Raw genomic sequence first — 20,923 nt, forward strand, 5'->3', positions numbered from 1 at the left:
GCGGTTCAGAGGCCGGCCGGCGGCGCGTCGGCGTCCTGCTCCAGGCGGTCGTCCGCGGCGGCCAGGGCCCGGTCGTCGGCGACCTCCTCGGCCACCGTCGCCGCGTCCGCCCAGAGCCGCCGCGCCTCGGCCCCGTCGCCCAGCGCGGCGGCGGCGTCGCCCAGGTACAGCAGGGTGCGGCCCAGCCCCGCCGTGGGCCGGGCCTCCGCCCGCAGCCGCCGGCTCTCGGCCAGCAGCTCGTACGCCGCCCGCGCCTGCCCCGGCGTGCTGGTCAGCAGCGTCGCGCCGGCGTTGAGCAGCGCCGCGGCGCGGCTGGTCGGGTCGTTGACCGACTCGTACTCGCGCAGGGCGGCCCGCCACGCCTGCGCCGCGTCCAGGTGCTCGCCGAGGGTCGCGTGCACCAGCACCAGGTTGGTCAGCGCCGCGGCGTAGCCGCGCGCGTCACCCACCGACCGGAACGTGTTCGCCGCCCGCACCAGGTGGTGGTGCGCGCTGTCCAGCTCACCCCGGGCCAGTTGCGCCGCGCCCAGGCCCAGGTCGGTGAGGGCATGCCCGGCGCGGTCCGCCGACGAGCGGTGCCGGCGGGACAGCTCCAGGTGCTCCACCGCGTCGTCGAGCTGCCCGAGATCGAGCAGGGCCAGGCCGAGGTTCATCCGTGCCTGGGCGGTGCCCCGCCGGCCGCGCTCGGCCACCGCGAGGGTGAGCGCCGCCGCCGCGCCCTGCGGGTCGTGCCGGCGTCGGCGCAGCACACCCAGCTCGTTGTGCGCCCACCCGGCGATCTCCGGCCGGTCGTCGGCGGTCGGGGTGGCCAGGACCGTGCGGCAGACCTGCTCCCACTCGTCGAGCCGCTCGACGTGCGCGAGCCACCCGCACAGCGCCACGGCCAACCGGAACCACCACCGGCGGACCCGACGGGGCAGCGTCTCGGCCGCTCCGGCCGGCACCCGGACCACCGCCAGCAGCAGCTCCTGGTGCAGGTCGAACCAGCCGTACGGGTCGTCGTCGAGCGGCAGCGACCACTCCCGGTCCGGCGGGGAGCCGAGCACGGCCAGGTTGGCCGCGTGTCTCTCGGCCCGGCGGGCCAGGTGCCGGGTGAGCCGGGCCTGCGCGGCGACCCGGGAGCGGGCCGGCTCGGCGTCGCGCAGGTGCAGCCGGGCGTTCGCGGCGAGCAGCGGGCGGACCTCGTACCGGTCGCCGCTCGCGCCGACCACGAACGCGGCGGCGGCCAACTCATCGAGAAGCGCGCTCACCCGCTCGGGATGGCGGCGGGCCAGCGCGGCGATGGTCGGCCGGTCCACCGGGGCGGGGGTCAGCGACATCAGCCGGTACAGCCGACGCGCCTCGCGGGTCAGCGCCCGGTACGCGGTGTCCCGTTCGGTGACGAGCTGGGCCGCCGGCGAGACGGCGACGCGCTGGTGCGGCGGGGTGCGCACCGCACGCCGCAGCGCGTCCAGCACGTCGGAGTGCCGCCAGCCGTGCTGGGCGGTGCGGTAACCGAGCGCCCGCACGGTGCGGGGCTGCCGCCCGCACAGGTCGACGATCTCGCGTACCGCCGGGTCGGTGCGCGGGTCGGCGCGGCGGATCCGGGCGGCGGGCGCGGCCCCACCGGCCGCCGCGAACAGCTCGACCGCCTCGTCCGGACCGGGCTCGGCGATCCAGTGCTCCACCACGCCGCCCAGGCCGCTGAGCGCGGGGCCGCCGGCCAGCAGCAGCCGGCAGGTGCGGGCGGTCGGCGGCAGCAACGCGCGGACCTGCTCGGGACGGTCGACGTTGTCCAGCACCAGCAGGATCTTGCGACCGTCGAGCTTGCGGCGCAGCGCGGCGGCGGCGGCCGCGAGGGCGTCCGGGCGGCCCGACGTCGGTGGCGCGGTGCCCAGGACGCCCGCCAGCGCGGTGAGCACCTGCCGCGCGGAGCGGGGACGACCACCGCGGCGCAGGTCGAAATGGTACTGCCCGTCCGGGAAGTCCTCCCGGCACAGGTTCGCCGCCTGGACGGCGCAGGCGGACGTGCCCACCGCCCGCCGGCCCAGCACCGCCACCGCGTGTTCGCGAGCGAGCAGGTCGAGCACCGCCTGGACGTGCTCCTCGCGGCCGGCGAACCCGGCCGTGTACGGCAGGGTGGGCACGTCGGTCAGCGGTGTGGTGACGACGTCGGTGGGCTCCGGGCCGGTCTCCCGGACGGCACGTCGTCGGCGCAGCTCGAACACCACGAAACCGACGCCGCCGAGGACCGCCACCACGATGCTTGCCGGGCCGAGCACACTTGCCGCGAACTCGGACAGCAGGTTGCTGGCCAAGTTGCCGAAGACGCCGCTGAGCAGCGTGCCGATCGTCACGAGCACCGGCCAGCGTGGCGTCCGGCCGGGACCGGTGGGGCCGGTCACCGCACGCCCCCGGAGACCAGCCCGGCGACGAGCTGCCGTCGGGCGAGCACCATCAGCACCACCGGAAGCACCGAGGCGAGCACCGACCCGGCGGCCAGGACGCCACTGTTGGACACGAAACCGCGGCTCTGCCCGGCCAGGAACAGCCCGAGCGGCGTGGCCTCCGGCCCGCTGAACAGCAGGCCCACGGCCAGGTCGTTCCAGACCTGGACGAACTCCAGCACCGAGACGGCGATCACGGCCGGCAGGTTGTGCCGGGCCAGCCGGTGCAGGGTGCCCCACCAGCGCCGACCGCCCAGCCGGGCGCCCCGCACCTGCTCGGCCGGCAGGTCGGCGAACGCGTTGCGCAGCACCAGCACTGCGAACGGCACCCCCAGCGCCACGTGCACCAGGGCCAGCCCGCGGGCGGTGCCGGAGGAGAGCACCACGCCGAGCACCTCGTTGACCGGCCCGGCGATCACCTGCACCGGGACGACTGTGGCGGCCATCAGCAGCAGCCCGGTCGCCTGCGCGGCCGGCCCGGTCAGCCACGCCAGCGGGTACGCGGCCAGCAGCGCGACGACCAGCACCGAGGCGGTGACGACGGTCGCCAACAGCAGCGTGAAGCCCAGCGCCCGCCACAGCTCGCCGCCACCGAGCAGCGCCGCGTAGGAGCCCGTCCCGGGCGGAGCCGACCACCAGCCCCGTGCGGCGGCGTTCACCTGCCCGTGCGCGGAGGTCGCCACGAGCACCACGAGCGGGATCAGCCAGGCCACCGCGCCGCCCGCGGCGAGCAGCCGGAACAGTCGTCGCGGCGGCGTCGTCGTCGGGGCGGGCCCGGGTGTCGCCTCGACGCGGGGTGGCGGCCACGCCTGGCGGACGAAGAACGCCGCCACCAGCATCCCGGCGGCCACCGCCGCCAGCCAGACGACGCCGAGCGCGGCGCCCTGCCCGGTGGTGGTGCCGCCCGAGGTCTGCCAGACCCGCAACGCGAGCACCGCCGCGTCGTCGCGGACCGACCCGGGCGTCATGACGAGGATCAGGTCGAAGGTCCGGCTGGTGCCGAGCGCCACCAGCGCGAAGACCACCGCGACGGTGCGCAGCAGCAGCGGTCGCCACTGCGCGTCCCACAGGACGTGTCGTCGGCCGCCGCCATAGGCGCGGACCGCGTCGGCGAGGCTCGGCGGCAGCCGGTCCAGTGCGGCCCGGAAGACCAGCACGGCCAGACCCACCCACGCCCAGACGAACGCCGACATCAGCGCCACCGTGACCAGGCCCGGCCCGAGCAGTTGCGGCGCGTTGTCGTCCGACCGGCCGGTCAGCCGTGCCGCGAGCAGGGTGGCCAGGCCCCGGGTCGGGTCGGGGTCGTACATGAGGCGGAAGGTCACCCCGGTGACGACCAGCGGCAACGCCACCGGCACCAGCAGGATCAGGCGGACCAGCCCGCCCTCCTGGGAACGGCGGGACGCCACGGCGAACAGGTAGCCCAGCGCCGTCACCACCGCCGGCACCAGCACCGCCCACAGCACCGTCCGGCCGACCACCGCGCCCGTGCCGGGCGCGGCGAGCGCCGCGCGGAAGTGCTCCGCGCCGACCCAGCGACCGTCGGTGGTGACGCTGGCGTGCAGCGTGCGCAGCACCGGCCACAGCACCAGCGCGCCGAGCAGCAACGCGGCCGGCAGCAGCAGCGCGGAGGTCGCCCCGGCCGCCGGGTAGGCCCGGCCGCGCCGGGGCGGGCCCACGTCGTCCAGCACCGCCAGCTCGCCGAGCACCTTGACCTGGCTCATCGGCCACCGCCCGCGTCGCGAGCCGCCGCCGCGAGCTGCCCGGTGGCCCGGCGAACCGCCTCACCGGCGGAGACACCGTCGGTGACGTCGGCGAAGAAGTCCTGCATGATCCGCCAGATGCCCACTCCGTCGGAGCCGGTGAACGCCCCGGGCAGTTGGTCGGAGAGGTCGAAGTGCAGGGTGTCGGGGCCGCGCATCTCGCGGGCCAGCTGGCGACGGACCGGGTCGGCGTAGTCGGTGAGCGCGATTGTGGTGTTCGGCGACAGGTAGCCGCCGGCGCGCAGCCAGGGCTGGAACGAGTCGGCCCGGGTCAGCCACTCGACCAGCTCCACCCCGCCCCGGGCGTCGGCGAACACCACCGCCACGTCCCCGCCCACGATCAGCGCGCCGCCGCCCGTACCGGCGCTCGGGAACCGGAAGGTGACCGGCTCCTCGGCGCCACGGAAGCGGCCGACCACCTCGGCGGTGAAGTCGGCCTCGAAGACCATCACCGCCCGTCGGGAGCGCACCACCTGGATCACCGACTCCTCGTACTGGGTGAGCAGGGCGCGCCGGCCGCCGCCGGGGAAGGCGCCGTCGATGCTCCACAGCTCGGCGAGCCGGTCCAGGGTGTCGCGCACCGGCCGGCCCTGCCAGTCGCCGTCGGACGCGGCGAGGGCGTCGTAGGCGGTCGGCGCGAGGTCGGCCAGCACGTTCTCGAACCAGTCGGTGAGCACCCAGCCGTCCGCCGCGCCGATCGCCAGCGGCGCCGGGCCGGCGCCACGCCGGGCGAGCGCGCCGAGACGGCGGGTCAGCGAGACCAGCTCGTCCCAGCTGGTCGGCTGCTCGGGCAGCATTGAGGGCAGGTGCCAGACCAGCGACTTGTGCGCGGCCTTCACCCAGACGCCGTAGCGCTGCCCGCCGGCCATCAGCAGGTCGCTGAGCCCGATGGGCACCGCGTACTCGGTCGAGGGGCGCACCGGGCGCAGCCAACCCCGCGCGGCGTACTCCGTCACCAGCCCGGGGCGCGACAGGATCGCCACGTCCGGCGAGGTGCCCGCGAGGTGTCGGGCGCGCAGGAACGCGTCGATGTCGTTGCCGGCGCTGACCACCCGCACCGAGTGGGGATAGGTGGCCACGACCTCCCGGAAGCGGTCCAGCTCGCTGCCGCTCCACACCACCGCCACCTGCACCGAGCGGCTGCCGCCGGCACACCCGGTCGAGGTCGCCGCCGCGCCGGCCGCGGCGGCGCGCAGCAGCGTACGCCGGGTGACCCGGCCGGCCGGGTCACCGCAGCGCCTCGTCGGGCTCGGTGACCAGCTCGTGGCGGCGGGGGATCTCGGCGAGCGTGGCCGGGTCGGCGGTGCAGACGAGCACTGCCACCCCCGGCGCGTCCGGAGGCGCCAGTCGGGGCAGCAGGTCGGCGAGGCGACTGCCGCCGGACGGGTCGACGGGCAGGTCGACCACGAGCACCTCGGGCAGGCAGACCGCCGCCCGGGCCAGCGCCACCCGGAACCGCTGGGCGTCGGAGAGCAGGTGGGGCAGCAGATCCAGCGTCGGCGCCAGCTCCAGCCGGTCCACCACGGTGGCCGTCCAGTCGTCGGCCACCTCGTGCACCCGCTCGCGTTTGCGTTGGCCGTACTCGATGTTGCGGCGCACGGTGAGCTGCGGCAGCAGCGCGGCGCCGGCCGGCACGTAGCCGATCTGCCGGCGCGGCGGCGCGAGGGCCGTGACGTCCCGGTCGCCGACCATGATCCGCCCGGTGACCGGAGCGGCGAGCCCGGCCAGCACCCGGGCCACGGCAGTGCCGACGCGAGGCGGCGCGACCAGGGCGACCGTCGCGCCGGACGGGACGTCGAGCGTCACCGGCCCGGTGCCGGGGACGGCGACCAGTGCGCGTAGTCGTAGCGTGGCCCTCACCTCCGGTGACCGCTGGTGCCCGTCCCAGGGTGGCACATCCTGCCGACAGTCGATGTCCCGCCGATCTTCCACTGTGGAAGCGGCGGTGGCTACCGGGTCGGCTGGCCGGAGGGGGCGTAGAGGGCGGCCAGCCCGGCGGCGGTGTCGGCCAGGCGGTCGCGGAGGGCGAGCGGGGTGAGCACCTCCACGTCGGCGCCGAGGCGCAGCAGGTCACCGTGGGCGTGGGTGAGCGACTCGATCGGCAGGACGGCGGTCACCCAGCCGCGCGCGTCGGGTGGCCCGGCGCTGGCGTCCACGGCGGACACCACCGGATCGTTGCCGATCTCGCGCAGCCGTTCCCGGCCGGCGGGGGACAGCCGTACGGTCGCCTCGTCGCGGTGCAGCCGGGCCCGGAACCGCACCACGTGCTCCCGCCACCAGGCCGGCAGGTCGAAGTCGGCCGGTCGGTCGAACTCCTCGGCCAGCGGGGTCAGCGCGAGGATCTGGTTGACCCGGTAGGTCGCCGGCTCGGCGCGGCCCGGTCGCGTGGCCACCACGTACCACCGGCCGCCCTTGAGCACCAGGCCGTACGGCTCCAGCACCCGGGTGACCTCGCCGCGCCAGCCGCGGTAGCGGACCTCGACGCGCTGCTGCCGCCAGACGGCCTCGGCCGTGCGGGCCAGCTCGGGGGAGGCGTCGCCGTCGGCGTACCAACCGGGTGTGTCCAGGTGGAAGCGTTGCCGCAGCTGGGTGGCCCGGTCGCGCAGGGGTGCCGGCAGGGCGGCGTGCAGCTTGAGTTGCAGGGCGGCCACCACGTCGCCGTAGCCGAGCTCGTCGGCGGGGCCGGGCAGCCCGGCCAGGAACAGCCGGTCGGCCTCCTCGCCGGTCAGGCCGGTCAGCCGGGTCCGCCAGCCGTCGACCAGCTGGTAGCCGCCGGCGTGCCCGGCCTCGCCGTAGAGCGGGATGCCGGCGGCGTGCAGCGACTCCACATCCCGGTAGATGGTGCGCGGGGAGACCGACAGCCGCTCGGCGAGCTGCGCGGCGGTCAGCCGACCGTGCGACTGGAGCAGCAGCAGGACGGAGAGAAGTCGACTGGCCCGCACTTCACTGACACTAGCTGTCAGGGGAGCCGTCCTACCGTCCCGGCATGGCTTTTCGCGACAAGGATCTACGAACGCTGGCGCCGGTCCTGGTGGACGGTCGGCAGCTCAAGCGCTACCACATCGACCAGCCGGAGCGGCCGATCGAGCCGGAGGTGCAGAAGGCGGCGTACGACCTGCTGCCCGCGCTGCTGGCCGACGTCCCGTCCGACGGCACACCGGCTGCCGGCTGGGTGGTGCTGCACCGGGGCGCGGACACCGGCACCTACCTGCTGGCGTACACCTGGGTGTGGGACAACGTGGTGGAGGCCCGCATCGCCGTGGCCGGCCAGCCCGCGCTGGACTGCCCGGACGACGACCCGACCCACTTCGTCGACCTGCGCCGGCCCGGGGTGGGCTGCGTGTGGGAGCTGGCGGTGCTGGAGCACGAGCGGGCCGCCTGGGTCCGGCACATGCTGGTGCCGGAGGCTCCCGACCTGACCGGCTATCTGGATGACACGCGAGCGGAAGGGCCGGTGGGCCGCTGATGGGCGACTTCGACTTCTACGTGGGCACCTGGAACGTGGTCAACCGAAGGCTGCGCGAGCGGCTGACCGGCTGCGACGAGTGGGACGAGTTTCCCGGGGTGTCGGTCGCCCACAGCTTCTTCGGCGGCGGCGGCAACTTCGACGAGATCACCTTTCCGACCAAGGGTTTCTCCGGCGCCACGATCAGGATCTTCGACCCGGCGAGCGAGCAGTGGTCGATCTACTGGATGAACAGCGGTCGCGGGGAGCTGGAGCAGCCGCCGATGGTGGGGCGTTTCGTCGACGGGGTGGGCCGCTTCTACGCCGACGACCAGGACGAGGGTCGGCCGGTCCGGTGCCGGTTCATCTGGTCGGGGATCACCGCGACCACGGCCCGCTGGGAGCAGGCGTTCTCGGTCGACGGCGAACGCACCTGGGAGACGAACTGGATCATGGAATCCACGCGAGCGTCCACCGACTAGCCTGCGGGCCATGCGCAGATGGCGGCGGGTGGATCCGTGGGGCGCCCGGCAGGTGGTCACCGGATTCATGGTGCTGGTCGGGTCGACGATGACGGTGTTCGTGGCGGTCACCGTCGGACGCGGGTTGGCCGAGGGCAGGGTCGACGCAAACGCTGCCCTCGGCGTGGCCGTCGCGCTGCCGTTCATGGGACTGTGGCTGACCTTCGCTCTCCGCCTGTACCTGGCCGGGATCTACGTCAACGACCGGGGCGTACGTCTACGGCACATCTTCCGCACGCGGACGTTTTCGTGGTCGGAGGTGACCGGGTTCGAGGCCCGTCCCGCGCTGATCCTCGGCGAGCCGACCGTGCGGGACGCCTGCTGGGTGCGCACGACCGGCGGGGCGTTCGAGTCGGCGGTGCAGCGGCATTCCAGTAGGGCGGGCTGGCGCAAGAACATCGGCCCGGTGCTCTCCGCCGACGACTTCGCGCGGATGCTCGCCCGGCTCGACGCCGAGCGGGCCGCCCACCGCCACGGTCAGCTCGGCGGCGGGGCGGTGGTCTCGCGCTAGGTGCCAGGCGTCCGGGGCGGTGTTAGTGTCCGTCCACCGCCCCGGACGGGAGGAACGCGATGCCCTCCGACCACGTCGACGTGCTCATCATCGGCGCCGGCCTGTCCGGCATCGGCGCCGCCTGCCATCTGCGCCGCGACTGCCCCGACAAGACGTACGCGGTGCTGGAGGCACGCGACGCGGTCGGTGGCACCTGGGACCTGTTCCGCTACCCCGGCATCCGGTCCGACTCGGACATGTTCACCCTCGGCTACTCGTTCCGGCCGTGGACCGACGCCACGGCCATCGCCGACGGCGCGGCCATCCGGGAGTACGTGCGGGAGACCGCCCGGGAGTACGACGTGCAGCGCCACATCCGCTTCTCCCACCGGGTGACGCGCGCCGAGTGGGACAGCGGCACCGCCCGCTGGACGGTGCACGCCCAGCGCACCGACACCGCCGAGACCGTGATCCTGACCTGCTCGTTCCTGTTCGCCTGCACCGGCTACTACCGCTACGACGAGGGCTACACGCCCACCCTGCCCGGCGTGGACGCGTACGCCGGGCGGCTGGTGCACCCGCAGCACTGGCCCGACGACCTCGACCACACCGGCCAGCGGGTGGTGGTGATCGGCAGCGGCGCGACCGCCGTGACCCTGGTGCCGGCCCTGGCGCAGCAGGCCGCGCACGTGACGATGCTGCAACGCTCACCCACGTACGTCATCGCCCTGCCCTCGCGCGACCGGCTGGCCGGCGCGTTGCGGCGCTGGCTGCCGGCGAACGCCGCGTATTCCGTGGTGCGGTGGAAGAACGTGCTGCTGTCCACGGTCAACTTCCAGCTCAGCCGACGCGCGCCCGGCCTGGTCAAGCGGCTGCTCCGGCGCGGCGCGAAGCGGCAGCTGCCGGTCGGGTACGACGTCGACAGGCACTTCTCGCCCCGCTACGACCCGTGGGACCAGCGGCTCTGCGTGGTGCCCGACGGCGACCTGTTCACCGCCGTGCAGCAGGGGCGGGCGTCCGTGGTGACCGACACGATCGACACGTTCACCGCGCACGGCGTCCGACTGGCCTCCGGCGATGAGCTGACCGCCGACATCGTGGTGACCGCGACCGGGCTCAACCTGCTCGCCCTCGGTGGCCTGACGCTGCGCGTGGACGGCGTCGACGTCGACCTGCCGAAGACCGTCGCCTACAAGGGCATGATGCTCTCCGGCGTGCCGAACTTCGCGCTGACCATCGGCTACACCAACGCGTCGTGGACCCTCAAGGCCGACCTGGTCGCCGGCTACGTCTGCCGGCTGCTGCGCCACCTGGACCGCACCGGCCAGCAGGTCGTCACCCCGCTTCCACCGCCCGACGCGCAGCGGGTGCCGCTCATCGACCTGCGCTCGGGCTACGTGCTGCGCAGCGTCGACGCGCTGCCCAAGCAGGGCGCGCGGGCACCCTGGCGGCTGTACCAGAACTACGCCCGCGACGTGCTGCTGATGCGGCACGGCCGGCTCAGCGACGAGGGTGTGCGCTTCTCCCGCGGCACCCGTCAGGGAAGGAGCACCGATCGTGCGGAGGTTTGAGTTCGCCGGCGCGACGGCCGTCGTGACCGGCGCGGCCAGTGGCATCGGCGCCGCGTTGGCGCACGGCCTGGCCGCTCGGGGCAGTGACCTGGTGCTGCTGGACCGCGACGCCGTGCGGCTGGACGCCGTCGTCGCCGCCATCCACGCCGCGCACCCGGACCGGCAGGTGCACACGTTCCGGGTGGACCTCGCCGACGCGGTGGCCACCGCCCGGGTCGCGGTCGAGATCGGCCAGCGGCACCCGCGCGTCCGGCTGCTGGTGAACAACGCCGGCGTCGGCCTCGGCGGCCGGTTCGACCAGGTGACGTTCGACGAGTTCAGCTGGGTGATCGACGTCAACTTCCGGGCCGTGGCGCAGCTGACCCACGCGCTGTTGCCCGCCCTCAAGGCCGAGCCGGGCGCGCACCTGGTCAACATCTCCAGCCTGTTCGGGTTGATCGCGCCGGCCGGGCAGACCGCGTACGCGGCGAGCAAGTTCGCCGTCCGCGGCCTCACCGAGGCGCTGCGCCACGAACTCGTCGACGACGGCATCGGTGTGACGTCGGTGCATCCCGGCGGGATCCGCACCCGGATCACCGAGAACGCCCGGGTCGGCAGCGGCGTGTCGATCGAGGAGTACACCGCCGGCCGGGCCCAGTTCGAGAAGCTGCTCACCATCGCCCCGGAGCGGGCCGCCGAGGTGATCCTGCGAGGCGTCGAGCGGCGCCGGGGCCGGGTGCTGATCGGCTGGTCGGCGAAGCTGCCCGACCTGCTGGCCCGGATCATGCCGGCCTCGTACAACCGGCTGCTGGTCGTCGGCCTCAACCGGGGCGTCGCCCGCCCCGTGCCGGCCCCGCCGCCGGTCGCGGACCTCACCTGATCACGGAGGGCTGCTGCCCCGCTTCTCCTCCTGCGCCAGCACCGCGTCACGGTGCTCCGGCTCGTCGCGGCGGGCCAGTTCCGCGGCGAGCCGCGGGTCGGCCACCAGCCGGTCCCGGTTGCGGTGCAGGAAGCTCTCGAAACCCCCGGTGTACGGGCAGGCCAGCTCGCCGAGCGCCCGCTCCGGGGTGTAACGGCAGCCGGCGCAGTAGTCGCTGATCTCGTCGATGTCGGTGCCGTCCACCGCGTACGGGCGGGTGTCCACCCTGGCCAGGTCGGCGTACTGGCTCATGCCGATGACCGTCGCGTTCATCACCCAGTCGGTGCCGTCGACGAAGCAGTGCCGGAACCAGTCCGCCACCTCGGTGGGACGCCAGCCGCGCTGCAACGCGTAGTTGCCGAGCACCAGCAGCCGGGGGCTGTGGTGCGTCCACGCCCGGTCCCGGACGGCGGCGAGCACGTCGGCCAGACAGCGCGCCTCCACCGCGTCGGCGTCCAGCTCGGCGAACCACTGCGGCATCGGCTCGGTCGCGGCCAGCCAGTTCGCGCCCCGAAACCGTGGCTCGTAGTACCAGTACAACTGCCAGAGGAACTCCCGCCAACCGAGCAGCCCGCGGATGAACGGCTCCACAGCCGTGCGCGGCGCGGCACCGGACCGCCACGCCTGCTCGGCGGCCCGGACGGCCGGCTCGGGGTGCAGCAACCCCAGGTTGAACGACGACGAGAGCGCCGAGTGCGCGAACAGCGGGTCGTCGGCGCTCATCACGTCGGCGTAGCGGCCGAACCCGGGCAGCCGGTACGTCAGGAAGTGCGCCAGCCGGGCCTGCGCCTCGGCATGCGTGGCGGGGTGCTGCCGGGGGCCGTCGCGGCCGACGAACCGCACCCCGTCGGCCGCCCACCGGTCCAGATCGTGGCGGACCTGCGCGTCGATGTCGTCCTCGACGATCGGCGGTGGAGGCGGCGGCGTGGCCGGCACGGTCGGGGCCTCCCCCCGGGGCCGACGCGGCGCCGGGGCGCCACCGGACCCGCCGGTTCCCCGGGCCGGGCCGCTCAGCACGTCGTGCCAGCGACGGGCCTGCCGGTAGAAGTCGGCCATCCGCAGCGGGCCCCGGCGGGTGCGGTCCGCCCACGCTGCGAAGTCGGCCTGGCTGGTGATGAAGCCGCGCGGCGGCAGCACGGTCAACCCGGGCACCGAGCGGGCGAACTCCAGCGCGGCCCGCGAGTGCGGATGGCACACCTCCACCGGCTCGGTGACCTGGGCCAGGGCCTCGCGGAACGTGCCGGTACGCAGCAGCAGCGCCCGGTCGCCCAACTCGGCGGCCCGGTGGCGCACGGCGGAGAGGATCAGGTGCGCCTTCTGCCGGTGCATCGGCCGACGACGTAACAGCTCCCGGACCTCCACCAGCAGGACCGGTTGATCGGGGTCGTCGAGGAAATGTGGCCCGAGTTGGTCGGCCAGCAACCATCGGCGGCGAAGCATGCCGCAATTCTGCCCACTTCCGGGCCGTCCCGCGCGCCGGCAGGCCGGGTGGTCGATGCCTGATCCAGATCGGGATCAGGCCGTGCGCGTCGCGGCCGGCCCGGCGTCGCGTCCGCGCAGCAGCGCCGTCAGCGTCACGAGGGCGACCAGCAACACCGCCAGCACCTGCACCGGGGCCGGACCCAGGGGCGCGAGCAGCGCCAACAGGGCGACGACCGGATAGGCGACGACCACAGCGCCGTGCTGCTGGCGGCGAACGAGCAGCACCCAGACGGTCAGCAGGAAGACGGCTATCGGCACCGCCACCGCGTACGCGGCGGTCGTGCCGGAGATGTGCGCGAGGTGCCGCTCGTGGTCCACCGCCACGGGCAGGCCGGCCCCGACCGCGGCGATCGCCCCGAAGATCAGATAGTGGCCGTAACCCCAGATGAGCGAGTACGGCAACCGGGCCGGCGCCTCGACCGGACGGTCGAAGTAGAGCCACCAGAGCGCGAACACGATGAGCGCGCCGGCCGCCGCGAGCGCCCAGAGACCGTGGTCGCCCGCGTCGAGCCCGGTCTGGATCGCCACCGAGATCGCCAGCACCGCCTCGCCGAGCACGATAAGCGTGAACAGTCCGTACCGCTCGCCGATGTGTCCGGGGTGCCACGGCGTCATCCCGGGACGCTCGGCCACCGCCGGCACCAGCAGATCAGCGAGCGCCAGCAGCACGAACGCCGCGATGCCCCAGCCGTCGGGCAGCGCCAGCCGCAGCAGCCAGCCGAGCTGCACCACTGTCACGCCGATCGCGTAGCGGCGTGCCGCCGCGCGGTGTGCCGGATCGCCGGCGGCCGCCCGGATCCACTGCGTGACGGCGGCCAGCCGCATCACCACGTACCCGTAGGTGATGACGGTGAAGTTGCCGTCGGCGAACGCCCGCGGCACCCCGGCCGCCAGGATCAACGCCCCGGTGATCTGCACCAGCGTGGTGATCCGGTAGACGTCGTCGTCGGTGTCGTACGCCGAGGCGAACCAGGTGAAGTTCATCCACGACCACCAGATCGCGAAGAACACCATCAGGTAGCTGGTCAGCGCGTGGGCGAGGTGGTCCTCGGCTACGTCGTGGTGCAGGCTGGTCGCCGCCTGCGCCACGGCCACCACGAAACACAGGTCGAAGAAGAGCTCCAGCGGGGTGGCGGCACGGTGCGGCTCGTCGCGGCGGCGGGGCCTCATCGGCCGGTAGAAGGGCCGCACCGAACGACTGTGGGTCACCGCAGCTCCTCAGACCGACCGCCGGGTCGCCCACACGATAACGGTCGCGGCGACACGATCCGCCCAGGTCAGCCCCGCCGACGGCCGTGGGTCAACCCCTCCAGCACCAGGGTCAGGCCGGCACCGACCAACCAGATGTCCTTGGCCAGCCCCGCGCCCTGCTGTGTCGGCCGTACGCTGCCCGGCTCGCGCATCCCGGGCGTCTTCAGGTACAGCTGCACGAGGCCCGCGCCGAACGCGGTCAGGCCGAGCCCCACCAGGGGCGCCGGGACGAACGGCGTGAGCAGCGCGGCTCCCAGGGCGATCTCGGAGTACGACAGCAGCTTGGCGAACCGCGGCGGCTCCATCTGACCGAGCTGCGGCATGGCCGCCACCGCCATCCCGTGCATGGCCTGCGCGGCCTCGCCCTCCAGGTTCCGCTTGCCCAGACCCGAGTTGAGAATGTACGCGCCGATGCTGGCCCGCAGCGGCAGGTGCGCGATTTTCATTGTCGCTCCCGGTGGTCGTGGTCCGAATTGTGGCCCGCGTACCCCGCGTGACCCCTGATAACCCGCCCGCCCGTCCGACTGGGCCGACCGTGGTGATCGCGGTAGGTTCGGCAGGGGCCCACCGGCGAGCCCGGTTCATCCGCCTGCCCGGCGTCCGGCCCCGCCGCAGACCACCAGCAGGAGGCGAAGTGAGCCAGGAAGTCCGGGGAGTCATCTCCCGCAGCAAGGGCGCACCGGTCGAGGTCACCACCATCGTGGTGCCCGACCCCGGCCCCGGTGAGGCGATCGTCCGGATCCAGTCCTGCGGGGTCTGCCACACCGACCTGCACTACCGCGAGGGTGGCATCAACGACGACTACCCGTTCCTGCTCGGGCACGAGGCGGCGGGCGTCGTCGAGCAGGTGGGGGAGGGCGTCACCGACGTCGCCCCGGGCGATTTCGTGGTGCTCAACTGGCGGGCCGTCTGTGGCGTCTGCCGGGCCTGCCGCCGGGGTCGGCCCTGGTACTGCTTCAACACCCACAACGCCGCGCAGCGGATGACGCTCACCGACGGCACCGAACTCACCCCGGCGCTGGGCATCGGCGCGTTCGCCGAGAAGACGCTGGTGCACGCCGGTCAGTGCACGAAGGTGAACCCGGCCGCGCGGCCGGCAGCGGTGGGCCTGCTCGGCTGCGGCGTGATGGCCGGGCTCGGCGCGGCGATGAACACCGGCAACGTGACCCGCGGCGACTCGGTAGCGGTGATCGGCTGCGGCGGCGTCGGGGACGCGGCCGTCGCCGGCGCGGCCCTCGCCGGCGCCACCACGATCATCGCGGTGGACACCGACAGCCGCAAGCTCGACTGGGCCCGACAGTTCGGCGCGACGCACACCGTCAACGCCTCCGAGACCGACCCGGTCGAGGCCATCCGTGCCGCCACCGGCGGTTTCGGGGCCGACGTGGTGATCGACGCGGTGGGGCGACCGGAGACCTGGAAGCACGCCTTCTACGCCCGGGACCTGGCCGGCACGGTCGTGCTGGTCGGCGTTCCGACCCCGCAGATGCGGATCGAGCTGCCGCTGCTGGACGTCTTCGGGCGCGGCGGCGCCCTCAAGTCCAGCTGGTACGGCGACTGCCTGCCCAGCCGGGACTTCCCGATGCTCACCGAGCTGTACCTGCAGGGCCGTCTCGACCTGGACGCGTTCGTCACCGAGGAGATCGCTCTGGACCAGGTCGAGAACGCGTTCGACCGGATGCACCACGGCGACGTGCTCCGCTCGGTTGTGGTTTTCTGATGGCCGTCCGGGTCGACCACGCGGTCACCTCGGGCACGTTCTCGCTCGACGGGCAGACGTTCGAGGTGGACAACAACGTCTGGGTGATCGGCGACGACGACGAGTGCGTCATCCTCGACGCGCCGCACGACGTGGCCGCGATCCTCGCGCTGGTGGGCGGCCGCCGGGTCCGGACGATCCTGGCCACCCACGGGCACGATGACCACGTACGGGTGGCGCCCGAACTGGCCGAGGCAACCGGCGCTCCGGTACTGCTGCACGCCGCCGACCGGGTGCTCTGGGACCTGGTCCACCCCCACCTGCCGCCGCACGGTGAGCTGCGGGACGGGCAGAGCATCGAGGTGGCCGGCACCGCGCTGTGGGTACTGCACACCCCCGGGCACAGTCCCGGCGCGTGCAGCTTCTACGCCCCGGACCTGGGGGCGGTGTTCACCGGCGACACCCTGTTCCAGGGAGGGCCGGGCGCGACCGGGCGCTCGTACAGCGACTTCGGCACCATCGTCGAGTCGATCCGCACCCGGCTGCTGACCCTGCCCGCGGAGACGGTCGTGCACACCGGGCACGGCGACGACACCACCATCGGCGCGGAGGCCCCGCACCTGCCCGAGTGGCTGGCGCGCGGGCACTGACGGCGGCTCAGCGCTCGTCGGCGGGGCCGAGCACCGGCTTGACGTCCAGGACGGGGGTGCCGTCGAGGGCCTCCAGGTCGGCCACCTCGACGCGCAGCCCGTCCACCGCCAGCACCCGCACCCGGTGCAGGCCGATCGGGTTGGGTCGGTGCGGGGAGCGGGTGCTGAACACGCCGGTGTGCGGGCGGGCCTCGTCGCCGCGCGGGTGCACGGCCAGCACGTCGCGCCGGGCGCGGTCCAACCAGGTCAGCACCAGCAGCTCCGCGCCGGCCGACAGGTCGGTCAGGGCCCGCTCGACCTGCCGGTCGAAGATCAGCCACGCCGTTGGCGCGCCCTCATCGCCCTGCCGGGGCGCGCTCGCCGCGTCGGTCAGCGGCGAGGCCACCCGACCGACCGGACGCAACAGGTACGTGTCGTCGCCATACGTCTCGACCATCGTCGCTCCCTTCCGGACGGTGTCAGCCTAGGGCGTTGTTAGGATCCGCCGCATGACCGCCGAGCAGCACCCCGCACCCGTCGTCCGTCAGCTGCGCCTCGTGGTGGAGGCGGCCGACCACGAGGCCGCGGTGGCGTTCTACCGGGACGCCCTCGGCCTGCCCGAGGAGGCGGCGTTCACCGGTGACGGCGATGCCCGGGTGGTGATCCTGGACGCCGGTCGGGCCACCCTGGAGATCGCCAACCCGGTGCAGAAGCGCATGATCGACGACGTCGAGGTGGGCCGGCAGGTCGCGCCGCGCATCCGGGTGGCCTTCGAGGTGGACGACGCGCGGGCGACCACGGCTCGGCTGGTCGCCGCCGGGGCGAGCGAGATCGCCCCACCGACGCGTACGCCCTGGCAGTCGCTGAACTCCCGCCTGGACGCCCCGGCGGACCTGCAGATCACCGTCTTCGAGGAGCTGGGCGCACCGCAGGAGCGCGCCGTGGACCCCGGACATGACGGCGACGTCTGAGCGACGGCTCCGCGCCGCACTCACCCCGGCACAGGCGGCTGCCCTCGCGTACGTGCGGTCGTCGGCGGTGGTCGATCGTCCGGCGGCGCTCGCCGCGATCGAACGGCACCTCGTCGCCGCCGACCTCGGCCACCGGCCGCAACGGCTGCTCGCCGCGGCAGCCCAGCGTGGCCGGCTCACCGTCAACTTCCACCCCGACCGCCGGTGCGCCGACGGGCGTGACGTCGCGTCCGCGCTGGCCGAGGACGGGGTGTACCGCAGTCAGTTCGTCACCGGCATCTCCAACGGCGGGCTCACCGCGTACCCCGGTGGCGACCGCGACCGGTGGGAGCACCGGATGTTCGGCGGCGCGTACCAGGCGCCCGGGGTGGCGCCGGCGGACCGACCCACGTACGGCGGGATGAACCTGCTCGACCACGCGGACGGCGCCTGTCCCCGCTTCGGCTCCTGTCACCTGCGGCTGCGTCCGGCGGTGCTGGGCCGGGCGACCTTCTGCCTCGGCGACAGCCACCTCGGTCCGGGCGTGGTGGGCACGGCCGACGCCTTCGAGGCGGTGCTCGCCGGGCTGCTGGCCGGCGTGGCCGGCACGGGCGCGTGCCTCGGGCGGGCCGGGATGGACGTCGCCACCCTGGCCCGGACGCTGCTGGAGGCGCCGAGCACGCAGGCCACGGTCGGGCGCGCGCTCGACGACTACGTGGAGGCCCAGATCCACGGCCCTCTCGACCTCGCGCACGACGTCGAGGAACTGGTGGTGGACCCGTCCTTCGCCGGCACCCCGACCGGGGCGACGCTGGAATCGATCGCCCGGCGGTACGGTTTCCCGCTGCGGTGGCACCCCGGCTTCGCGCTGGCCGTCGACGAGGTCGACGCCGAGTTCCGGGGCCCCGCGATCCCGGTGCTGGCGGCACGCCTGCACCGGGAGTTCGCCCGACCGGGCGCACCGGTGGACGCGGAGCTGATCGGTCGGGGCGCCGTCTCGGTGGTCACCGAACCCCAGCGGTGGGCGGACCGGGGCCCGGTCGCCGACACCCTGCAGCACCTCAAGCAGCTCTGGCACGTTCTCGTCCGGTTCGGCACGACCCACCCCGGCTGACCCGGTCCGGGCGGGCCGCGTCAATCGTCCCGTTTCGCCGCCCGGTGTGCCCGCCATCCGATTGTCGGAGTGACCGGGCCCGCAGGCCGCCGCGGCTCGGGCATTTCCGGAATGACCGACACGTCAACCCGGTTGTGTCCCCCGTACCGCCGGAGCCCAAACCTTTCCGCGGTCATCTCTCCCGAGGAGCGTTCACCCCGGAGCGCTCCGCACGATCGAAAGGAACCATCGTGAAGGTCGACTTCACTCGATGGCTCCCCGCCATCGCTAAGGACTCGTACCGCAAGACCGCGCTGAGCGTGGTGGGTGTGGCTGCCCTCGGTGGTCTGGCGCTCGCGCCGACCGCGGCCGCCGCCCCGGTCACCACCGGGCCGCACCAGGGCGCTGTCGCCGCCATCGACCTCGCCACCGGCAAGGCCGCCACCTCGGCCCAGCAGAAGGATCAGCCAGTCGAGTCCGGGCTGACCACCGGCTCCGCCACCGGCAAGCCGCCGGCCGGCAAGCCGAGCCGCGACGAGTTGATCCCGCACGGCATCGAGGGCGCCCAGTCGCGCATCCCGCTCGACGACGCGCAGCTCGACAACGCCCGGGCGATCGTGGACGCCGCCAAGAAGACCGGCGTCGGCGACCGTGGCGCGGTGATCGGCGTCGCCACCTCGTTGCAGGAGTCGAAGCTCTACAACCTCGGCCACCTCGGCGCGTACAACGACCACGACTCGCAGGGCCTGTTCCAGCAGCGCCCGTCGTCCGGTTGGGGCACGCCCGAGCAGATCACCGACCCGGAGTACGCCGCCACGGCGTTCTTCAGCGCGCTGAAGAACGTGGGCGGCTGGCAGGACCTGCCGCTGACCGCCGCCGCGCAGACCGTGCAGGTCTCCGCCTTCCCGTACGCGTACGCGCAGTGGGAGGAGCAGGCGGCGGACGTCGTCCAGCAGCTCTGGTGACACGACACGCACGCACACGCCGGCCGGCTCCCCTCTCGGGAGCCGGCCGGCGCCGTCGTTTCCGGCTACCTCAGCAGGCCGCGTACAGGCGACGGGTGCCGACCCCGGCGGCGTACGCGGCCCGGTCGCTGAACCGGCAGCCGTAGTCGGGTCGGGCCACCACCGCCGGATCGGTCACCGTGTCGCCGGCCGGGCGCTTGCCGGTGCGTACCCAGGACACCAGGTCGTCCCAGGCGGCGCCGGCCTCGGCCGGGCTGAACTCGCAGTGCTGCGCGGCCCGGATGGCCCGCTGCACCACCAGCCGGCCGCGACCGTGCCGCGCCACGTCGGTGGCGTACGCCTGCTCCATGCTGAACGGCACGAACATGTCGCCCAGGTCGTGCAGGCTGACCACGGGCGCGCTCGGCCGCCCGGCGATCTTCGGCACCTCGGTCAGCGTCGGCAGGAGTCGCTGCACGATGTTCTCCGGCGCCACCCGCTGCACCGACGAGTTGACGTCGACGGGGCTGTTCGGGCTGTAGCGGGTCAGCAGGTTGGTGGAGATCTGGCTGGGCCGCTGGGCGGGGGAGTCGCCGCCGTCGGTCACCGCGATGGAGAAGAGGAAGTCCTTCCAGACCGCGAAGGCCGCCTCCGCGCCGGGCCGTGGTCCGCCCGTACGGTTCACGGTGATGGCCCGCAACTGCTTGCCCCGGTCGGTGGTGGTGTCCGGCCCGGTGGGCGTGAGCCCCGCCAGCCCGAGCGCCACCTGGATGCGGGGCACCGCGTTGCTCAGGTAGTCGGCCGGCGTCGGGTAGGCCGGCACTCCGGCGAGGGCCTGCGCGACCAGGTTGTAGTCGAGATAGAAGTCCAGCAGCGTCTGGTCACCGAGCACACCGCACATGGGCAGCGCCCCGTCGTAGTAGCCGGGGTACTGCTCCAGCGAGCGCCCGATGACGTACCCGCCCATCGACACCCCCGCGAGGTAGGTGCGGTGGGGTCTGCGCACGGTCCGTCCGAAGTGGTCGGCGAGGTCCCGCGTGCTCAGCACGCCGGAGCGGATGTCGAAGCCGTTGCGGTCGTACGACGACGACGCCCACGCGTACCCCTGGGCCAGCAGCCGCTGGCGCAACTCGAAGGCCGGCGGCTCCGGCGAGAGCACCGTGCCCTGGCCGCGGTAGCCGTGCGCCCACACCACCAGGTCGCCGTTCCACCGGGCGGGAACCTCGATGATGTACGCGGCGTGCCGGTGCACGCCCTGGCGTACCGTCGTCGGCTTGCCGGCCACCACCAGCGGCGCCAGCGGCGGATTCTGGAAGGTGTAGCCGGGCAGCGGCTGGTCGCCGGAGGGGTCGTAACCGCCGACGGAAGCGCCGGCGGTGCTCGGTGCGCCGGCGGTGGGTGCGGCGCCGAGCAGCCCGACGGCCAGGGTCAGTGTCGCGGTGGCGGCGACCAGGCGGCACAACCTACGTACGGGTACGGACAGCATCGATGCTCCCCATCGGACGGATGTCGCCTGCGGGGCGACCAGGCGGGACGGTTGCCTACCGGCCGGTAGCGCCCTGAACCTAGGACTGCCGTCGACCGGAGTCAATGGCCGAGCTGGCCGACCAGTCAGACAGCCTGTGCGGCCTGCCCGGACTGGCGCCCTGGCCGTGCGGTGCGTGTTCTGGCCGTGCGGTGCGTGTTCTGGCCGTGCGGTGCGTGTTCTGGCCGTGCGGTGCGTGTTCTGGCCGTGCGGTGCGTGTTCTGGCCGTGCGGTGC

Annotated in this window: 20 protein-coding genes; 10 read left to right on the forward strand and 10 right to left on the reverse strand. The window is 74.0% G+C overall.

Features of this window, described 5'->3' with window-relative positions:
- Positions 1-5: 5 nt before the first annotated feature.
- The 5 genes from ABZT87_RS18620 to ABZT87_RS18640 form a co-directional block, all read right to left on the reverse strand.
- A complete protein-coding gene (locus tag ABZT87_RS18620) occupies positions 6-2,384 on the reverse strand; it encodes a tetratricopeptide repeat protein (RefSeq protein WP_355136891.1) in 2,379 nt (792 codons plus the stop codon).
- The gene (locus ABZT87_RS18625) at positions 2,381-4,150 is read right to left on the reverse strand and encodes a hypothetical protein (protein ID WP_355136893.1); all 1,770 of its coding nucleotides are present in this window, start codon (positions 4,148-4,150) and stop codon (positions 2,381-2,383) included. The genes ABZT87_RS18620 and ABZT87_RS18625 overlap by 4 nt, the downstream gene beginning before the upstream one ends.
- A complete protein-coding gene (locus tag ABZT87_RS18630) occupies positions 4,147-5,322 on the reverse strand; it encodes an extracellular solute-binding protein (RefSeq protein WP_355136895.1) in 1,176 nt (391 codons plus the stop codon). Before ABZT87_RS18630 ends, ABZT87_RS18625 begins: the two co-directional genes overlap by 4 nt.
- A gap of 94 nt (positions 5,323-5,416) precedes the next feature.
- Positions 5,417-6,049, reverse strand: coding sequence for an ATP-binding cassette domain-containing protein (locus ABZT87_RS18635; RefSeq protein ID WP_355136897.1), 633 nt, complete (start codon positions 6,047-6,049; stop codon positions 5,417-5,419).
- A gap of 89 nt (positions 6,050-6,138) precedes the next feature.
- A complete protein-coding gene (locus tag ABZT87_RS18640) occupies positions 6,139-7,131 on the reverse strand; it encodes a WYL domain-containing protein (RefSeq protein WP_355136899.1) in 993 nt (330 codons plus the stop codon).
- Between the two features lie 44 nt (positions 7,132-7,175).
- Here ABZT87_RS18640 and ABZT87_RS18645 point away from each other — a divergent pair, with 44 nt between their 5' ends.
- From ABZT87_RS18645 to ABZT87_RS18665, 5 genes are read left to right on the forward strand one after another with little or no spacing between them, the layout of a single operon-like run.
- Positions 7,176-7,655 (forward strand): hypothetical protein, encoded by a 480-nt coding sequence (locus tag ABZT87_RS18645; RefSeq protein ID WP_355136901.1) that lies wholly within the window; start codon positions 7,176-7,178, stop codon positions 7,653-7,655.
- Complete coding sequence (locus ABZT87_RS18650) at positions 7,655-8,116, forward strand: hypothetical protein (RefSeq protein ID WP_354861309.1); 462 nt, start codon at positions 7,655-7,657, stop codon at positions 8,114-8,116. Before ABZT87_RS18645 ends, ABZT87_RS18650 begins: the two co-directional genes overlap by 1 nt.
- 10 nt (positions 8,117-8,126) lie before the next feature.
- Positions 8,127-8,666 carry a PH domain-containing protein gene (locus tag ABZT87_RS18655; RefSeq protein WP_355136903.1) on the forward strand — a complete coding sequence of 180 codons (540 nt, stop codon included), beginning with the start codon at positions 8,127-8,129 and terminating at the stop codon, positions 8,664-8,666.
- Between the two features lie 59 nt (positions 8,667-8,725).
- Complete coding sequence (locus ABZT87_RS18660; protein WP_355136905.1) at positions 8,726-10,216, forward strand: NAD(P)/FAD-dependent oxidoreductase; 1,491 nt, start codon at positions 8,726-8,728, stop codon at positions 10,214-10,216.
- Positions 10,203-11,075 (forward strand): SDR family oxidoreductase, encoded by an 873-nt coding sequence (locus tag ABZT87_RS18665; protein WP_355136907.1) that lies wholly within the window; start codon positions 10,203-10,205, stop codon positions 11,073-11,075. Before ABZT87_RS18660 ends, ABZT87_RS18665 begins: the two co-directional genes overlap by 14 nt.
- Here ABZT87_RS18665 and ABZT87_RS18670 read toward each other — a convergent pair whose 3' ends face one another.
- The 3 genes from ABZT87_RS18670 to ABZT87_RS18680 form a co-directional block, all read right to left on the reverse strand.
- Positions 11,076-12,554 (reverse strand): cryptochrome/photolyase family protein, encoded by a 1,479-nt coding sequence (locus ABZT87_RS18670; protein ID WP_355136909.1) that lies wholly within the window; start codon positions 12,552-12,554, stop codon positions 11,076-11,078.
- Positions 12,555-12,629: 75 nt separating this feature from the next.
- Entirely contained in the window at positions 12,630-13,805 is a 1,176-nt protein-coding gene (locus ABZT87_RS18675; RefSeq protein WP_355136911.1) for a low temperature requirement protein A, read from the reverse strand.
- Between the two features lie 68 nt (positions 13,806-13,873).
- Positions 13,874-14,293, reverse strand: coding sequence for a hypothetical protein (locus ABZT87_RS18680; protein WP_355136913.1), 420 nt, complete (start codon positions 14,291-14,293; stop codon positions 13,874-13,876).
- Positions 14,294-14,481: 188 nt separating this feature from the next.
- On the opposite strand from ABZT87_RS18680, the gene ABZT87_RS18685 reads away from it, so the two are divergent.
- Both ABZT87_RS18685 and ABZT87_RS18690 read left to right on the forward strand, forming a co-directional pair.
- Complete coding sequence (locus ABZT87_RS18685; RefSeq protein ID WP_355136915.1) at positions 14,482-15,567, forward strand: S-(hydroxymethyl)mycothiol dehydrogenase; 1,086 nt, start codon at positions 14,482-14,484, stop codon at positions 15,565-15,567.
- Positions 15,567-16,196: an MBL fold metallo-hydrolase gene (locus ABZT87_RS18690; RefSeq protein WP_355068319.1), complete on the forward strand. Its 630-nt coding sequence runs from the start codon at positions 15,567-15,569 to the stop codon at positions 16,194-16,196. Before ABZT87_RS18685 ends, ABZT87_RS18690 begins: the two co-directional genes overlap by 1 nt.
- Before the next feature lie 7 nt (positions 16,197-16,203).
- Here ABZT87_RS18690 and tsaA read toward each other — a convergent pair whose 3' ends face one another.
- Entirely contained in the window at positions 16,204-16,632 is a 429-nt protein-coding gene (tsaA, locus tag ABZT87_RS18695; protein ID WP_355136917.1) for a tRNA (N6-threonylcarbamoyladenosine(37)-N6)-methyltransferase TrmO, read from the reverse strand.
- Between the two features lie 52 nt (positions 16,633-16,684).
- Between tsaA and ABZT87_RS18700 the strand changes: the two genes are divergently transcribed.
- The 3 genes from ABZT87_RS18700 to ABZT87_RS18710 all read left to right on the forward strand — a co-directional run bounded on the left by ABZT87_RS18700 (position 16,685) and on the right by ABZT87_RS18710 (position 19,183).
- Positions 16,685-17,146, forward strand: coding sequence for a VOC family protein (locus ABZT87_RS18700; RefSeq protein WP_355136919.1), 462 nt, complete (start codon positions 16,685-16,687; stop codon positions 17,144-17,146).
- A complete protein-coding gene (locus ABZT87_RS18705; RefSeq protein WP_355136921.1) occupies positions 17,130-18,239 on the forward strand; it encodes a DUF3626 domain-containing protein in 1,110 nt (369 codons plus the stop codon). The genes ABZT87_RS18700 and ABZT87_RS18705 overlap by 17 nt, the downstream gene beginning before the upstream one ends.
- Positions 18,240-18,469: 230 nt before the next feature.
- Positions 18,470-19,183: a hypothetical protein gene (locus ABZT87_RS18710; protein WP_355136923.1), complete on the forward strand. Its 714-nt coding sequence runs from the start codon at positions 18,470-18,472 to the stop codon at positions 19,181-19,183.
- Between the two features lie 70 nt (positions 19,184-19,253).
- On the opposite strand, the gene ABZT87_RS18715 is transcribed toward ABZT87_RS18710, so the two are convergent.
- Positions 19,254-20,648: a hypothetical protein gene (locus tag ABZT87_RS18715; protein ID WP_355136925.1), complete on the reverse strand. Its 1,395-nt coding sequence runs from the start codon at positions 20,646-20,648 to the stop codon at positions 19,254-19,256.
- Between the last annotated feature and the right edge of the window lie 275 nt (positions 20,649-20,923).

Origin of the sequence: Micromonospora sp. NPDC005237 (assembly GCF_040607775.1) — a bacterium.
Taxonomy (GTDB): domain Bacteria; phylum Actinomycetota; class Actinomycetes; order Mycobacteriales; family Micromonosporaceae; genus Micromonospora.

What these genes read in the sequence shown, in the direction of transcription:
- ABZT87_RS18715 (WP_355136925.1), bottom strand. Translation starts at nt 20,648, where the DNA reads ATGCTGTCCGTACCCGTACGTAGGTTGTGCCGCCTGGTCGCCGCCACC.
- ABZT87_RS18680 (WP_355136913.1), bottom strand. Translation starts at nt 14,293, where the DNA reads ATGAAAATCGCGCACCTGCCGCTGCGGGCCAGCATCGGCGCGTACATT.
- tsaA (WP_355136917.1), bottom strand. Translation starts at nt 16,632, where the DNA reads ATGGTCGAGACGTATGGCGACGACACGTACCTGTTGCGTCCGGTCGGT.
- ABZT87_RS18625 (WP_355136893.1), bottom strand. Translation starts at nt 4,150, where the DNA reads ATGAGCCAGGTCAAGGTGCTCGGCGAGCTGGCGGTGCTGGACGACGTG.
- ABZT87_RS18670 (WP_355136909.1), bottom strand. Translation starts at nt 12,554, where the DNA reads ATGCTTCGCCGCCGATGGTTGCTGGCCGACCAACTCGGGCCACATTTC.
- ABZT87_RS18645 (WP_355136901.1), top strand. Translation starts at nt 7,176, where the DNA reads ATGGCTTTTCGCGACAAGGATCTACGAACGCTGGCGCCGGTCCTGGTG.
- ABZT87_RS18650 (WP_354861309.1), top strand. Translation starts at nt 7,655, where the DNA reads ATGGGCGACTTCGACTTCTACGTGGGCACCTGGAACGTGGTCAACCGA.
- ABZT87_RS18705 (WP_355136921.1), top strand. Translation starts at nt 17,130, where the DNA reads ATGACGGCGACGTCTGAGCGACGGCTCCGCGCCGCACTCACCCCGGCA.
- ABZT87_RS18660 (WP_355136905.1), top strand. Translation starts at nt 8,726, where the DNA reads ATGCCCTCCGACCACGTCGACGTGCTCATCATCGGCGCCGGCCTGTCC.
- ABZT87_RS18700 (WP_355136919.1), top strand. Translation starts at nt 16,685, where the DNA reads ATGACCGCCGAGCAGCACCCCGCACCCGTCGTCCGTCAGCTGCGCCTC.
- ABZT87_RS18690 (WP_355068319.1), top strand. Translation starts at nt 15,567, where the DNA reads ATGGCCGTCCGGGTCGACCACGCGGTCACCTCGGGCACGTTCTCGCTC.
- ABZT87_RS18655 (WP_355136903.1), top strand. Translation starts at nt 8,127, where the DNA reads ATGCGCAGATGGCGGCGGGTGGATCCGTGGGGCGCCCGGCAGGTGGTC.